Genomic DNA, 14973 nt, shown 5'->3' with positions numbered 1-14973 from the left:
CGGGGGAAAGTAGCCCATGCTAGGGTACCCGCTCGGATGGATGATCGCGGCAGGTCTCTTTTTTTTGCTCTTGTTAGCCGCTGCACTTTCGCCTGTGGTGATTCGTGGTCATGTGAAGCGGATCGGTCAGGATGATCAGGCTGAGCTGCAGATTCGCGCACTCATGGGATTGGTTCATTACCACTGGAAGCTATCCGATATACGGAAGAAAGAAAAAGGTCTGGAAGTGAAAAAAGAAGCGGCCGCGGAGAATCTTGGCGGAAGCAAACAGCAATCATCTACCGATCATTTGGATTCACAAACGGCTATGAAGTCTTTTCAAGCCGTTATACAGATACTGGGCCAAACCAGAGATCTGTTCGGGTGGGCCAGGCGGACCCTCGGACATATTCATGTAACCGAATGGAAATGGCATACGGCAGTTGGAACTGGCGATGCGGTATGGACGGCCATGGTAACCGGGTTCATCTGGTCGGCCAAAACAACGTCGATTGGCCTGTTATCACAGCTTATCCGCTTGACTCATGATCCCGTGCTCACGGTACAGCCTCTATACAATCAGATTTATTTTGCAACAGAAGGCCGGTTTAAAGCAAGAATCCGTCTTGGTTACGCGATTTATGCCACTATCGTATTGATGTACCGCCTAAAGAAGGTCAAGGGAATTCCCAAGGGTTTGGTTGGCTGGCAGCGTATTTTAATGCGTGCCTGAATCACATAAAGGATGTGGCTTGGGGGAACGCTAAAGACTGCAATGTGCAGGTTGGGATTGACGATATGATTGATCTTAAGGAGGATAACCCAGTGGCAGACCATCCGATTCAAGGCTTAATGCAAACCGCAATGGAAAATATTAAAGAAATGGTGGATGTAAATACCATCGTTGGCGATCCCGTCCAGACTCCGGACGGCAGTGTTATTATGCCGATATCCAAGGTAGGCTTTGGTTTTGTGGCAGGCGGCAGTGATATCCGGTTTGATCATGAGACCGAGCACCATTCCAAGCAGCATGAAGGACATTCGGCATCCGTGTCCCTTCCCTTCGGCGGCGGCAGCGGCGGCGGCGTATCCATCACTCCTATCGCTTTTCTGGTGGTAGGCGTCCATGGCGTCCGTATTGTACCTCTTGATAACCAGACTCATCTTATGGAGCGTGTCATTGATTCAGCTCCGAAGGTTTTTGAGAAAATTCAAAGCATGTTCCAGCGGGACGATCTGGATATTGATCGTGATCGCGATCGCGATTCATCGCTTCATATTGACCGGCACGACCGAACCGAAGGAAAATATATCTAAAAAGGCTCCGCGTCTTAACGGGCTTTGGAGCTCGTAAACGGATAGCGCCTATAGAAACCGTTCATCCCCGGCGGTTTCTTTTTTTACGTGCTGGTCCGGTCAACAGGACAAAGGGCATAACCAGACAGCTTGTTCATATAATAGTACAAGACCCATTCATCAGAGATTACATATGCTTAAAAGCAGTGGCTGAGTCACAATGAAGCGAGTTTTTGGTATTCAAGGGTGGTTATTCAATGAAGACCACCAAAAACTCTTTAGGAGGAAGCGTATGAGGCTTGTCCGTTTATTGATTGGTCTTACGGGGATTGTAACCCTTGCATGTTCAGGGATCGCTGGTATCGGTGTCCCGCTTGCTGCATATGCCGACGCTCCGGAGCCGATTACGACACATGCGAAAGCTGCCGCTCTCATCGATGTGGAATCCGGGCGCCTTCTATACACCTCCCAGGGTGATGAACAGATGAAAATCGCCAGCCTGACTAAAATCATGACGGCCATTGTGGCCATTGAGCATGGCAAGCTCTCGGATATGGTGAAAACAAGCAAGCGGGCGGCAGGCAGGGAAGGCTCATCGATTTATTTGAAGCTGGGCGAGGAAATGAGCTTGCAGAATATGCTTTACGGTTTGATGCTGCGCTCCGGCAATGATGTGGCAACGGCGATTGCCGAGCATGTAGGCGGCTCCGAGGAAGGCTTCGTCCACATGATGAACGATAAGGCACAGATGCTGGGGATGACGAATTCACAATTTATGAACCCGCATGGACTTGATATCGAAGGTCATTATTCAACGGCCAATGATATGGCCAAGCTGACCGCTTATGCGCTGAAGAATCCGACCTTCAAAGAGATTGTGAAAACCAAAGTGAAAACGGCTCCCAATCCAAATGATGAATGGGATTATACATGGAAAAACAAAAATAAAATGCTCACGATGTATGATGGGGCGGATGGCGTGAAAACCGGCTACACCAAACAGGCGTTACGCTGCCTGGTCAGCTCGGCGACAAGAGAAGGCCAGCAGCTGGCCGTTGTGACGTTGAACGACGGCAATGATTGGCTTGATCACCAGAAGCTGCTGGATTGGGGCTTTGCCAACTATCAGCTCGCCGAGATCACCCACAAAGGACAGGCGGTTAATGGCTATCCCTTGTCCGTAGGACGCACAATGCTTTATCCGTTTGCGGAGGGGGAGAAGGAGCAGCTTCGCTCCAAGCTGGTGCTGACCGATTCCAAGAAGACCGAGTACTTGCTCGGCGAGCGGGGGAAAATTGATTGGTATATGGGGGATGTGAAAATCGGCTCTACACCTGTATATGAACCAGAGAGCAGTCGAATTCAGCAAACTCAGCAGCCGGAACGGGCACCTGCGGACGAGAGAGATGCCGATCCCACTGCAGCGAAGCCGGCAATGCATTCTTTTGGCAGTGCGTTGAAACTGACACTCTCTATGTTATTTGGAGGGAAGGAGAGGGCAGGATGGTAAACTGGATCTGGTTATTTTTTATTGCGATCAGCTTTGTTGCCGCGGTCATTAATGGTCGTATGGAGGCCCTGACGGAAGCGGCCTTCGAGGGGGCCAAGAACGGTGTATCGGTCAGTTTCGGCTTAATCAGCGTCATGGTGCTGTGGCTGGGATTGATGCGGATTGCCGAAGACGCCGGTCTCCTCCGCAAAATGGCCTCGCTGCTGCAGCCCGTGGTGCGCTTCCTGTTTCCGGATGTCCCCAAAGGGCATCCGGCGCTTGGCTACATTATGAGCAATATGAGCGCCAATATTCTGGGACTCGGCAATGCGGCCACGCCCATGGGGATCAAAGCCATGCAGGAGCTGCAGAAGCTGAATCCCGACAAGGAAACGGCAACGCCCGCCATGTGCACACTTCTCGCGCTCAATACATCCAGTATCACACTGGTGCCCACTACCCTGATTGCTATACGGATGACCTATGGCTCGGCGCACCCGGCCGAAATTGTCGGGACTACCCTGGCTGCAACACTGGTGGCCACCGTAGCTGCCATCGCAGCTGACCGCTGGTACAGAAGCCGCGCTAAGCCGCCGAAATGGACGGACAAGGACGGAGGTCATATTGATTCGCCTGTAAAGGCACCTCGTGAGTTCATTGCTCATGACGGCGCCCCGCCTGACGGAAGCGTTGGCAGCGGAAAGGGTGAGGTTCTTGTATGAATGGATAACGGTGATATCGGCCTGGATGATCCCTTTTATTATCGTATTTATTCCGCTGTACGCCGCCTTTCGCAGAATTCCTGTCTACGAGACATTTCTGGAGGGTGCCAAAGACGGCTTCGGCACAGCCGTTAACATTATTCCTCATCTCGTGGGGATGATGGTTGCCATCAGCATGTTCCGGGCTTCGGGAGCGATGGATATGCTTGCTTCTTTGATCAGTCCCCTGCTTGATCAGCTGGGCGTACCCAGTGAAGTCCTCCCCCTGGGCCTGCTCAGGCCTCTGACCGGAGCGGGCTCGCTCGCTTTTACTGCGGAGCTGATCAAAACCTTCGGACCCGATTCAATGATAGGACGCATGGCCTCGACGATTCAAGGGAGCACGGATACGACCTTGTACGTGCTTACTGTCTATTTCGGAGCGATCGGCATCCGGCGCAGCCGCTATGCCCTGAAGGTTGGGCTTTTCTCCGATCTGGTCGGCTTTATAGCAGCTATTATCATCTGTTTATATGTGTTTGGATGAAACAATCGCTCAAAGCCCGTTAAGGGACTGCATGATCTCCTTCCAAAGAGACTGCAGCCTCCTTTGACGGGCTTCTTTGATCAACCTTTCCTTTGCTGCCGCTTTTAGGGTATTATGAAGGATGAGGTGAAAGCATTGGAACGTTTACAGAAAATTTTGGCGCATGCGGGCGTGGCTTCACGGCGCAAATGCGAAGAGCTTATTTTATCCGGACAGGTTGAAGTCAATGGCGAGCCTGTGACAACGCTAGGTGTGAAAGCAGACCCGGCCGTGGATATCATTACAGTAAAAGGCAAGCCTATTAAGAGCGAGAAAAAGCTTTATCTGGTTCTTAACAAGCCTAAGGGGGTCATTACGAGCGCAAGCGATCCGCAGGGACGCACGATCGTATCCGACTTTCTGCATGGCATAACGGAGCGGGTATATCCGGTCGGAAGACTGGATTATGATACGGAAGGGCTTCTGCTTCTGACCAACGACGGGGAGTTTGCCAATCTGCTAACCCATCCCAGCCATCATGTGCCCAAGACCTATTGGGCAACCGTGAAGGGCGTGCCTCACGGCAGCTTGCTGGAGAAGCTGCAGAACGGCGTCATGCTCGAGGACGGAATGACGGCTCCCGCCGAGGTAGAGTATCATGATGTGGATACGGAGAAGAACCAGTCTACGATATCCATTACGATTTATGAAGGCCGCAACCGCCAGGTAAGGCGTATGTTCGACGCGATCTCCCATCCGGTGATTCTGCTGCGCAGAATCAAATTCGGAGAGCTTAGTCTGCTTGGACTAAAAAGAGGGAAGTATCGTCATTTAACACCCAAGGAAGTTGAACTCCTGCTAAAATCTGCTGTCAAGACACATAAAATTCAAAAATAACGAGCGGCGGCAATCTCAATTGCCGTCGGTTTTCGTTATAATCAATATGACACGAAAGCGAACTGTGATTAGCTTGTCGGGACTATACTTTTTATGCATAGGGCGGTGAATAATACGCATGAAATCAAACCGCAGAGCCATACAAATTACTATCTTTCTTGCTGTGCTGCTGCTGGGCGGCTATGCGATCGGCAATGCCCTGTTCGCTTCAAGCGACGGTCTTCCGCGTAAAGGAGATAAACCGCCGAGCTTTGCCCTTCTGGGCATCGACGGCAAGACGCACAGGCTCTCAGATTACAAGGGTAAAGCGCTTGTGGTTAATTTCTGGGGAACCTTCTGTCCGGGGTGCGTAACGGAAACGCCGGATCTTCAGAAGCAGTACGAGCAGCAGGGAGACAAGCCCTTTGAGATTATCGGGATTAATTTGGGCGAAGACAAATTGACGGTTAATAATTTCATCAAACAGTACGGAGTAAGCTACACGATAGTACAGGATGAGAATCGCAAAGTGGAGCGCCAATATGGTTTGAAATCGTATCCGACAACTTTTTTTATCAAACCGAACGGAACGATTATGGACATTTTCGTCGGGCCGATGACGGAAAAGGACATTGATGAGCGCGTCACGAAACTGCTTCAGTCCTGACCGAGGGAGGTCTTTTTTCTTGTTGGAATTTGAAAATACAAAATGCGAATGCGGACATCAGAATCCAGTCGGGACCGTACTCTGTGAGAGCTGCGGCAAACCGCTGGATGGCAAGGAAGTAGACATTGATACGCCCCTTGAAATGCGGTACGACGGAATAGCGCGCCGATCCCAGAAGAGCAATCAATCCGTCATCGACAAGGTATGGAGTTTCTTCTCTTCCGTGAAGATTGCCGTTCGCTTGATTGTGATTACGCTGATCGCCGCGATGATTGGAACGATTTTCACACAGGAGAATGCCTTTATTTCCTTTGACCCCACTACATATTACGAGGATCGCTACGGGTGGATCGGGAAGTGGTATTATAAGCTGGGATTTTCCAACACTTACGAGTCGTGGTGGTTTATCGGGCTGCTGGTGATGATCGGAACATCCCTGGTCATTTGCAGTTTGGACCGTGTGCTGCCGCTCTACAGGGCGCTTAACAAGCAGCAGATCCGCAAGCATCCGCAGTTTCTCACCCGGCAGCGTACGGTATTTGAGACGCAGCTTCAGGAGGAAGACGCGGAGAAGCTGACCGCCCAGATCGGCGAGAAGCTGAAGCGCAAGCGCTATCGCGTAACCCGCGAGGGAACGGCTTTGCTGGCGGAGAAGAATAGATTCAGCCGATGGGGGCCATACATTAATCATATCGGTCTGATTGTATTCCTCCTTGCCGTGCTGCTGCGTTCGCTGCCAGGCTGGGCCATGGACTCCTATGTGACCGTTCCTGAAGGGGAGACGGTGCAGATTCCCGATACGAGCTACTACATCAAGAACGAGAAATTCACGCTTGACTATTATACGGACGCCGAGCTGCCCGACGCGCTGAAAGGGACGGCAAGAGCCAAGCTGTATGAGACGCAAGCCGTTCTCTACACCTGTACGGCGGATTGCGATGATCCCGCTGCCGGGCCCAAGCTTAAAGAGGCCAACCGGCACAATATCATCGTGAATGATCCGCTCTCGTATAAAGGACTCAAAGCCTATCAGTTCGGTTTTGACGACACACCCAAGCTTAAAGCGGTCAAACCGGTGCTTGTAGACAAAGCAACCGGTCAAACCTATGGACCGTTCAATCTGGAGATGCGCAATCCCGAGCTTGAGTATAAGCTCGGTCCCTATACGCTGCAGTTGAAGCAGACCTACATGGATTTTACACTGGACAAGAACGGGCAGCCCGGAACCAAGTCGTCCGAGCCCAACGCTCCGGCTTTTGTTTTTCTGATCAAGGGACCGAATTTGCCGGCGACCGGCGAGCCATACATGTACTTTCCGAAGGAAGTGGATAAGCAAACCTTCAGTCAGGATGTCATAAACGGTAAAATCGGCGAGCAGTTTGAAATCAAGGTTGGATCAATGGAAAATGTAACATTTGCCGGTATCATTACCACCCTCAACATCCGTACTGACCGGGCCATGCCGTTCATATGGACGGGGGCGGGAATATCCATGTTTGGTTTGCTGATCGGCTCCTATTGGCAGCATCGCCGCATTTGGCTTCGCGCCGACGCGAACCGGCTGTTGCTCGGCGCTCACACAAACAAGAACAATTACGGCATGCGTGCCGACGTCGCGGCCGCACTTGGCAGTGCCGGCATCGTCGTGGAGCCAAAGTCGCTAGATAACGGGGGGAACACAACGTGAGTTCACTACTTACTTTCAGCAGCGACATTTTTCTGGTCGCATTTTTCTTATACTGCTTCGGGTTTATCTTCTATATCATCACGGTTGCAGGAGCGAAATTCAGCAATCGCGACCCCAAGGCGCATATCCGCCGCTGGGGGCGCATCTCCTTTGTCGTATCGCTGCTTGGGTTTATCTCGCACCTGACGTTCTTTATTACGAGGTGGATCGGCGGAGGACATATCCCGACAAGCAATATGTATGAGTTCATGACTTTCCTCGCCATGGCCGTCATGTTTGCTTTCATTGTAGTGTACGCGATTTACCGAAAGCCGCTTATCGGGGTGTTTACACTTCCGCTTGTAGTTTTTATCGTCGCTTACGCTTCCGTATTTCCACAGGAAGTTCAGCCGCTTATTCCTGCGCTCAACTCCTACTGGCTGAAAATCCACGTCACAACAGCGGCGCTGGGGGAAGCCTTCTTCGGAGTCGGTTTTGCGCTGTCGCTGATGTACCTGTTGCGTACGGTTGATTTCAAGGAAACGGGAGCGAGTGCACGCCGGTCGCAGCGCTGGATTGAGCTGGTAATGTTCGTCGGAATCGTTTTGATCGGATTTCTGGTTTCGGTATTTGCCTTTCGGGCAGCCGGATATGAAGCGACTTTCACCCAGGAAACGGTCAGCATCAGCGATGCGGGTGTCGAAAGCTCAAAAGTCGAGGATGTTACGTATACCACACCACCAATTTTCAAGCCGTACAACAGCCAGGTCACTTCCATGGATTCCTTCCTTGGCATGAAGGACGGCCTGTTTGAAACGCCGCATTGGATGCAAGGGGTAGATGCGGCCCGCAAACTGAACACGATCGTTTGGGCGATCATTGCCGGTCTCATCCTCTATGGCTTGATCCGGCTTGTGATCCGCAAGCCGATTGCCGCTGTTATCCACCCGCTGACCCGGGCTATAGACCCTGATGATCTTGACGAAATCAGTTACAGGGCGATAGCGATCGGCTATCCGATCTTTACGCTAGGGGCGCTCGTATTCGCGATGATCTGGGCATATGAAGCCTGGTCCCGCTTCTGGGGCTGGGATCCCAAAGAGGTATGGGCGCTCATTACCTGGCTGTATTATACCGCTTTTCTGCATTTGCGCCTGTCGCGCGGCTGGCATGGCTCCAAATCCGCCTGGCTGGGGGTTATCGGCTTTATCGTGGTCATGTTCACGCTGGTGGGAGTTAATCTTGTTCTGGTTGGTCTGCATTCCTATGCAGGCGTCGATTAAACCTATCATGAGAGGAGTCTGATTCGGATGTCCGAAGAACTGCATCGCATTCTGGTCGTGGATGACGAAGAACGGATCCGTCGTTTGCTCAAAATGTATTTGGAAAAAGAGGGATATTCCATCGAGGAGGCAGAGGACGGGGAGAGCGCTCTGCGCTTGGCGACAGCCAGCGACTTTGACTTGATTCTGCTGGATGTCATGCTGCCCGGCATCGATGGCATAGAGGTATGTACTAGGCTGCGTCAGGTGAAGGCGACGCCTGTTATTATGCTGACGGCTAAAGGCGAGGAAATGAACCGGGTTCAGGGATTCGAGGTGGGGGCTGACGATTATGTGGTCAAGCCTTTTAGTCCGCGCGAGGTGATCTATCGGGTCAAAGCAATTCTGCGCCGCTCGTCCGCGACAGCGTTCCTGACGAAGGAAACCATCACAACCAACAATATCGTATTTCCTCATCTGATTATCGAGCATGACGCTCATCGGGTCATGGCAGGCGGCCAGGAAGTAAGCCTGACTCCCAAGGAGTATGAGCTTCTTCATTATCTGGCAACGTCGCCAGATAAGGTGTTCTCCCGCGAGGAGCTGCTCAAGGATGTGTGGAACTATGAATTTTTCGGAGACCTGCGTACCGTCGATACGCATGTGAAACGGCTGCGCGAGAAGCTGAACAAAGTATCGCCTGAAGCCGCATCCATGATTACAACCGTATGGGGCGTTGGCTACAAGCTTGAGGTTTCCAAGTAATCGATGAAGCTATTAAGAAGTGTCGTCGGCAAGCTCTGGATAACCATTATCGGCCTGGTCGCGGTTGTCCTGCTTATTCTGGGGATGTTCCTCCTTCAATATATCGACTTTACGTTCAAAGGAGATAACTCGCATCACGTAAAAGTGTTGTTCGTTTATACTGCGATTATCGGCTTCCTGCTTTCGACCTTTTTTGCTTTTTTTCTGTCCACGAAGATTACCCAGCCTCTGCTGCAGCTGAAGAAAGCGGCCGATCTTATTTCGCAGGGGGAATACCGCACGCGCGTTCCAATCCGCTCATCGGATGAAATCGGCGATTTGGCCAATACCTTTAATCACATGGCAGCGGATCTGGATACGCTGATCCGGGATTTGAACCACGAGAAGGAGCATCTCTCAAGCGTGCTCAGGAGTATGGCAGATGCCGTTATTACGTTGGATGCACAGGGACAGGTGATTCTGGCTAATCCCGGCGGACAGCATGTAATCGAGAATTGGAGCAGTCTGATCTGGAATGAGGATGATACTTCCTCAGGCTCAGCCCCCCGAATACGTCCCGGTATCCCGGTGCCAGGTCCCATCTCGGAACTGTACAAGCGTGTGCTGCGCGAAGGCAGAGATTTGACGGATAAGATTCATGTGCAGAGCGGCGTTTGGTCAGTCGTAATGGCGCCGCTCAAATCCAATGACTCTGTACGCGGCGCGGTGGCTGTAATGCGGAACGTGACAGAAGAATCGAAGCTGGAGAAGCTTCGCCGTGATTTTGTCGCTAATGTGTCGCATGAAATCCGGACTCCCCTATCCATGCTGCAGGGATACAGCGAAGCGCTGATTGATGACATCGCCGCTTCGCCCGAGGAACGGATGGAGCTGGTTCAGGTAATTCATGACGAGTCCTTGCGAATGAGCAGGCTGGTCAAGGATCTCCTGGATCTGGCCAGAATGGAGGCCGGTCACATCGAGATGAAAAATGAGCAGGTTGATCTCGAAGGACTGGTCAAGCGGGTTCACCGCAAATTTCAGGTTTATGCCAAGGAACAGGGCATTACGCTGCAGAGCGAGCTTCCTCCGGGAACGGGACTGACAATTCGTGGAGCGGACGAGGACCGGCTGGAGCAGGTGCTGACCAATCTTCTTGATAACGCGCTCCGTCATACACCGGGCGGAGCTCAGATCAAGCTAGCGGCCCGTTATGTAACGAAGGACCGCAAGAGCTTTGTCGAGCTGAAAATACAGGATGAGGGGCAGGGGATCTCTGCGGATGATCTGCCGTATATCTTCGAGCGCTTCTATAAAGCCGACAAAGCGCGCACGCGCGGAGCATCCTCGGGAGGTACCGGGCTTGGACTTGCGATTGTGAAGAACATCGTCGACTCCCATCACGGACGAATTGATGTCGAAAGCGTAGTTGGAGAAGGCACCACCTTTACGCTGCTGCTTCCTGTCGAAGGAATAACATAATTGACAAGGCACTCCTGACAGGGGTGCTTTTATTGTTGAAGCAGGCCGACTAATCTTGTTGTTCGTGAAACATCAAAAAAAAACGCCCCCGCGAAGGAGCGCTTTTATCAGAGAGTGCTTTAACTGTTGTACCCCGCCAAGAAGAAGGAGCTGCTTAGTACAAAATAATTTCTTTCGCATTATTCAAATCAGGCAGCTCGGCGATCTGGGAAAGAACATCCTTTGGAACACCTTTATCCACTGATAAAACCATGATCGCTGCGCCGCCGATAATTTTCCGTCCGACCTGCATCGTCGCAATATTGACGTCGTTGGTGCCGAGCAGTGTGCCGACACGGCCGATGATACCTGGCTTATCATTATGCGATACGAGAATGAGATTGCCTCCTGGAGCGACATCGACCGGGAATTTGTCGATTTGCACGATACGTGGTCCATATCCGGTGAGCAAGGTGCCTGCTACAAGGCGTTCTTCCTGCTTCGAGCGCAGGGTTACCGTAACCAGATTCGTAAAGTCACGCGATGTATGGGATTTCTGAATAATAATATTGACGCTGCGTTCTTTGGCCAAATGCATGGAGTTGACAACATTGACCATCTCAGAGCCCAGATGATGCGAGAGCACGCCGCGCACAATATAGCGGGTCAGCGGCTGGGTATCGACTTCGGCCAGCTCTCCGGCATAATTGACCGTGATTTCCTGAATTGCACCTTCAGTCAGCTGAGCGGCAAAGCTGCCAAGCTTCTCGCCAAGGTTGAAGTATGGCTGCAGAATGTTCAACACATTGGCCGGAATTGGCGGCATATTGACCGCGTTCATAAACGGTTTGTCACGCAGAATGTTCAGTACCTGCTCCGAGACGTCAATGGCAACATTCTCCTGCGCCTCTACTGTTGAAGCGCCGAGATGAGGCGTTACGATGATTTTGGGATTGGACAGGAAAGGGTGGTCGGCAGCAGGAGGCTCGGATTCGAACACATCGAACGCTGCGCCGGCTACAATGCCTTGATCTACGGCTTCAACGAGTGCAAGCTCGTCAATGATGCCGCCGCGTGCGCAGTTGATAATACGCATGCCCTTCTTCATCACTGCGAATTGCGCCTTGCCAATCATGTGGCGCGTTTCCGGCGTAAGCGGTGTATGAACGGTCATGAAATCGGCATTCCGGATTATATCATCAACCGATGATAGACGAATACCGAGCTTCTCCGCACGCTCCTCAGTCAGGAACGGGTCATAACCCCATATCTCCATTCCGAATGCTTTGGCACGCTTGGCGACTTCACTGCCGATCCGGCCCATGCCCAATACACCCAGAGTTTTGTTGCGGAGCTCAACGCCGAGGAAAGATTTGCGGTCCCACTCGCCGCCAACCGTTTTCAGGTAAGCCTGCGGGATATGACGGGCAACGGCCATCATCATGGCGAAGGTATGCTCGCAGGTCGTGATTGTGTTTCCGTCCGGCGCGTTTATAACAATAATACCGCGCTGCGTTGCGGCTTCCAGATCGATGTTGTCGACTCCGACGCCAGCGCGGCCAACTACCTTCAGCAATTTGCCCGCTTCCATAATACGCGCGGTTACGCGGGTCTGGCTGCGAACGAGCAGGGCATCATATTCGCCAATGACGGCAACAAGCTCGTCCTCGCTCAGTCCTGGTTTTTTGTCGACAATGACGTCTTCCGCATCCACAAGCTTCTGGGTACCGAGATCGCTTATCGGGTCTGAGACTAATACTTTAAACATGTCTGATTGCCTCCTGAAAATTATTTACGCAGGTACACGCTTATGTAGAACTATAAGTAGTAAGAGCCGTTGTTTAGGTGACATCGGGCGCGGAATAAAGCTGTGCCCGGTGAAATGACTGACGCTTTCCATCCGCGCGGGTTGAGGCTCTGCACGGACCGACAAGAATTGACACGTAACCTTTACTATTCTATAGCAAGCAAGCGGATAATTGCAATGGCGAAACTTGCTCAATTGTGAAAATTTCGTTATGATCGACCTTGAAAAGAGCATGCTTCCCAAGGGCGTTTTCGGGCTTACCGGACATGCATGCAAATAACGCCGAGGAGCACACAGATGGAGCAATGGAATGATATCGAGCCGGGAAAGTTTTTGCAGCTTGCGGCCGGGGGGAATCTTGATTCCGATCAAATTATTGACGTGCGGGAGCAGCAGGAATGGGATTATTATCATCTGGATTCCTCATTGCTGATACCAATGAATACAATTCCTCACAGGCTTGCGGAAATTCCCGCGGACAAAGCGGTATATATTATCTGCGCTCATGGGGTCAGAAGTGCAGGAGTCTGCCGGTATTTAACAGAGAAAGGCTACAGCAGCCTCCACAACGTTGTTGGGGGAATGGCGGCTGTAGCCTCTCTTCAAGGCTTCCAATATGACTAAGGAAGCCTTTGCATTATTCCGGATAGAAAAACGGCAGCTGCGGCAGCAGCTCCTTGGGGTAAAGCAGCGGCTTGCTGTCATCGAAGTCTCCGGGACGGACGGCCTCTGTGCTGATCAGCAAATCAATGACGGACCCGAGCGTTTTCATGCCCATCTTGGCGGTTTGCCCGGATCCGATGAATTGATCCACGCGCGCTGTCAAATCCTGAGGATAATAGGAAACAATCAGCATACGCGCCTTGAACTGCTCAGCTATTAATTTGTTCTTCACGACAAGCGGGAGCGATTTCCACTTGCTGAGCTCCAGTACCGAAGTTGCTGCATACTGGTCGGGGATATCCGGATTAACGGAGCTGCTCCATTTCATCATGGCATAATAATAATTCTGCTGGCCGGTTAAAGCTTGTTTGACACCTTCCAGGTAATAAGCGTCCTTCTCAAGGCCTTGGACCAGATTGGCCGATGACATATCTCTGGCAGAGCCTGCACCGCGCTGCGCGGCTTCTCCAAACAGTTTAAGACCCTTTAGGAGCTGCAGCTGGGATTGTTCGAGAAGAGGAGAGGTGGCCGGCACGGATGCAAGCTTGGCTTCATCGTATTTTTGCCTGGCTGAGCTGGCCAATTCTTTCAAAGCGGAACCGGAATCCGACAGCTGTTGGGTGGACATTTTATGTAAGGTTTGAGTCCATTCGTTTTGAAATTCACGATAGGGTAAAAATACGGTATGATAGAAGGAGACCAGATCTTGCTGCTGGTACGCGGTTACACTGTTGCTCTTGCCTCCGCTCAAATGCCTGGTCTGCTCAATGAGCTTCGCTTCGGTCTGGTCGGATCCGATCTTTACACCATAAAAAAAAGCGCCGACAGCACAAACCAGCATAAACAGGAAACCGAGGCTAAACAGCATTTCAGTTCGTGTTAATCGTTTCTCCATGATAATCCCCTTCGTTCTTCTGATCTAATTCGATTGTCCTAATCAGTATAGGTTAAATAGGTGGAAAAGGAAATATGAACCTTCATGTCAGGCGGTTAATAATGAAAAAATTCGACATCCGTAAAATTCGCTTTAAAAAAGTCACGATTGATCAAATTGATGACCGTCTGCTGCTGATTAATTTATATGCCACGCAAGCCGTTACTTTTATTATCGGTTTGATCTGGATTTTATTTCAGCATCGAAATCCATTTTTATTGTATGCTCTCCCAAGTGGCTGGAAATTCCTTCTGTGGGGTCTTGGTTTGGCTGCTGCGGTCATCGCTGTAGACCTTCTAGTATCCCGTTTTGTCCCTGAGGAAGCGGGGGATGACGGAGGAGTCAACGACCGGATTTTTAAAAACAGGCCGATCTGGCATATCGTCGTTCTGTCTTTGATTGTGTCTATTTGTGAGGAAACCTTGTTTCGGGGAGCCATCCAGCATAATCTGGGTCCTTACTGGACGAGTATCGTGTTTGCCGCGATCCATGTCCGTTATTTGAGGCATTGGATTCCTACTGGTCTGGTCTTCTCCATCAGTTATGCATTAGGCTGGATTTACATACAGACAGGGTCGTTATGGGCCCCGATCATCGCCCATTTTGTTATTGATATGGTGATGGGTTTCGTTATTCGTTTTCGGAGGGAAACATGAGCAGAGTTCTAAAATACGGAAGAGGGCGGAGGATTGAGCCTGAATCCCGGGGGAAGAAAAGGAACAGGAGCGCATCTGAGTCGCGTCCGGAAGGTAACGTCCTGTCCTCAAGGGTCCTGAAGCATCCCTCAAACAAACTAAAGATCGCCAAATGGTATTACCGGTTGCTTATTATGCTGTTTATGATTCTCGTGATCGGACTTGTAATCTGGGGGAAAAAACTGTCCGGAATATAACCGGCTATGC

At 51.2% G+C, this 14973-nt stretch carries 15 protein-coding genes; 13 read left to right on the top strand and 2 right to left on the bottom strand.

Features of this window, described 5'->3' with window-relative positions; translation table 11 throughout:
- Positions 1–16 precede the first annotated feature (16 nt).
- From AC0YNV_RS10110 to AC0YNV_RS10060, 11 genes are all read left to right on the top strand, one after another.
- Positions 17–712: a DUF2953 domain-containing protein gene (locus AC0YNV_RS10110; RefSeq protein ID WP_475767960.1), complete on the top strand. Its 696-nt coding sequence runs from the start codon at positions 17–19 to the stop codon at positions 710–712.
- A 92-nt stretch (positions 713–804) separates the two neighbouring features.
- Complete coding sequence (gene ytfJ / locus AC0YNV_RS10105) at positions 805–1296, top strand: GerW family sporulation protein (RefSeq protein WP_475767958.1); 492 nt, start codon at positions 805–807, stop codon at positions 1294–1296.
- Positions 1297–1567: 271 nt separating this feature from the next.
- Positions 1568–2785: a D-alanyl-D-alanine carboxypeptidase family protein gene (locus AC0YNV_RS10100; protein WP_475767956.1), complete on the top strand. Its 1218-nt coding sequence runs from the start codon at positions 1568–1570 to the stop codon at positions 2783–2785.
- The gene (locus AC0YNV_RS10095) at positions 2779–3486 is read left to right on the top strand and encodes a nucleoside recognition domain-containing protein (RefSeq protein WP_475767954.1); all 708 of its coding nucleotides are present in this window, start codon (positions 2779–2781) and stop codon (positions 3484–3486) included. Before AC0YNV_RS10100 ends, AC0YNV_RS10095 begins: the two co-directional genes overlap by 7 nt.
- A complete protein-coding gene (locus AC0YNV_RS10090) occupies positions 3479–4012 on the top strand; it encodes a spore maturation protein (RefSeq protein WP_379114571.1) in 534 nt (177 codons plus the stop codon). Before AC0YNV_RS10095 ends, AC0YNV_RS10090 begins: the two co-directional genes overlap by 8 nt.
- A gap of 135 nt (positions 4013–4147) precedes the next feature.
- Entirely contained in the window at positions 4148–4888 is a 741-nt protein-coding gene (locus AC0YNV_RS10085) for a pseudouridine synthase (RefSeq protein WP_210041613.1), read from the top strand.
- Positions 4889–5006: 118 nt separating this feature from the next.
- On the top strand, positions 5007–5534 hold the full coding sequence (locus tag AC0YNV_RS10080) for a redoxin domain-containing protein (RefSeq protein ID WP_210041611.1): 528 nt from the start codon (positions 5007–5009) through the stop codon (positions 5532–5534).
- Between the two features lie 19 nt (positions 5535–5553).
- Complete coding sequence (gene resB, locus AC0YNV_RS10075; RefSeq protein ID WP_475767951.1) at positions 5554–7221, top strand: cytochrome c biogenesis protein ResB; 1668 nt, start codon at positions 5554–5556, stop codon at positions 7219–7221.
- A complete protein-coding gene (ccsB, locus tag AC0YNV_RS10070; RefSeq protein WP_210041607.1) occupies positions 7218–8483 on the top strand; it encodes a c-type cytochrome biogenesis protein CcsB in 1266 nt (421 codons plus the stop codon). Before resB ends, ccsB begins: the two co-directional genes overlap by 4 nt.
- Positions 8484–8510: 27 nt before the next feature.
- Complete coding sequence (locus tag AC0YNV_RS10065; RefSeq protein ID WP_210041599.1) at positions 8511–9227, top strand: response regulator transcription factor; 717 nt, start codon at positions 8511–8513, stop codon at positions 9225–9227.
- 3 nt (positions 9228–9230) lie between these two features.
- A complete protein-coding gene (locus tag AC0YNV_RS10060) occupies positions 9231–10688 on the top strand; it encodes an ATP-binding protein (protein ID WP_475767948.1) in 1458 nt (485 codons plus the stop codon).
- 154 nt (positions 10689–10842) lie between these two features.
- Here the strand turns inward: AC0YNV_RS10060 and serA are convergent, their stop codons facing one another.
- Positions 10843–12435 (bottom strand): phosphoglycerate dehydrogenase, encoded by a 1593-nt coding sequence (serA, locus tag AC0YNV_RS10055; RefSeq protein WP_475767946.1) that lies wholly within the window; start codon positions 12433–12435, stop codon positions 10843–10845.
- Positions 12436–12771: 336 nt separating this feature from the next.
- Here serA and AC0YNV_RS10050 point away from each other — a divergent pair, with 336 nt between their 5' ends.
- Positions 12772–13098, top strand: a complete 327-nt coding sequence (locus tag AC0YNV_RS10050) for a rhodanese-like domain-containing protein (protein ID WP_475767944.1) — start codon at positions 12772–12774, stop codon at positions 13096–13098.
- A 13-nt stretch (positions 13099–13111) separates the two neighbouring features.
- On the opposite strand, the gene AC0YNV_RS10045 is transcribed toward AC0YNV_RS10050, so the two are convergent.
- The gene (locus AC0YNV_RS10045) at positions 13112–14032 is read right to left on the bottom strand and encodes a hypothetical protein (RefSeq protein WP_475767942.1); all 921 of its coding nucleotides are present in this window, start codon (positions 14030–14032) and stop codon (positions 13112–13114) included.
- Between the two features lie 101 nt (positions 14033–14133).
- Between AC0YNV_RS10045 and AC0YNV_RS10040 the strand changes: the two genes are divergently transcribed.
- The gene (locus AC0YNV_RS10040; protein ID WP_210041589.1) at positions 14134–14727 is read left to right on the top strand and encodes a CPBP family intramembrane glutamic endopeptidase; all 594 of its coding nucleotides are present in this window, start codon (positions 14134–14136) and stop codon (positions 14725–14727) included.
- Positions 14728–14973 lie beyond the last annotated feature (246 nt).

Source organism: Paenibacillus sp. JT31N11 (assembly GCF_056269285.1).
Note: the sequence above shows the minus strand (reverse complement) of the source record. Positions and strands in the feature narration are given on the sequence as shown.

Excerpts from the sequence above, each read along its gene's own strand:
- AC0YNV_RS10110 (WP_475767960.1), top strand. The coding sequence starts at position 17 with ATGCTAGGGTACCCGCTCGGATGGATGATCGCGGCAGGTCTCTTTTTT.
- AC0YNV_RS10100 (WP_475767956.1), top strand. The coding sequence starts at position 1,568 with ATGAGGCTTGTCCGTTTATTGATTGGTCTTACGGGGATTGTAACCCTT.
- AC0YNV_RS10080 (WP_210041611.1), top strand. The coding sequence starts at position 5,007 with ATGAAATCAAACCGCAGAGCCATACAAATTACTATCTTTCTTGCTGTG.
- AC0YNV_RS10065 (WP_210041599.1), top strand. The coding sequence starts at position 8,511 with ATGTCCGAAGAACTGCATCGCATTCTGGTCGTGGATGACGAAGAACGG.
- AC0YNV_RS10045 (WP_475767942.1), bottom strand. The coding sequence starts at position 14,032 with ATGGAGAAACGATTAACACGAACTGAAATGCTGTTTAGCCTCGGTTTC.
- AC0YNV_RS10060 (WP_475767948.1), top strand. The coding sequence starts at position 9,231 with ATGAAGCTATTAAGAAGTGTCGTCGGCAAGCTCTGGATAACCATTATC.
- AC0YNV_RS10050 (WP_475767944.1), top strand. The coding sequence starts at position 12,772 with ATGGAGCAATGGAATGATATCGAGCCGGGAAAGTTTTTGCAGCTTGCG.
- serA (WP_475767946.1), bottom strand. The coding sequence starts at position 12,435 with ATGTTTAAAGTATTAGTCTCAGACCCGATAAGCGATCTCGGTACCCAG.
- AC0YNV_RS10040 (WP_210041589.1), top strand. The coding sequence starts at position 14,134 with ATGAAAAAATTCGACATCCGTAAAATTCGCTTTAAAAAAGTCACGATT.
- AC0YNV_RS10095 (WP_475767954.1), top strand. The coding sequence starts at position 2,779 with ATGGTAAACTGGATCTGGTTATTTTTTATTGCGATCAGCTTTGTTGCC.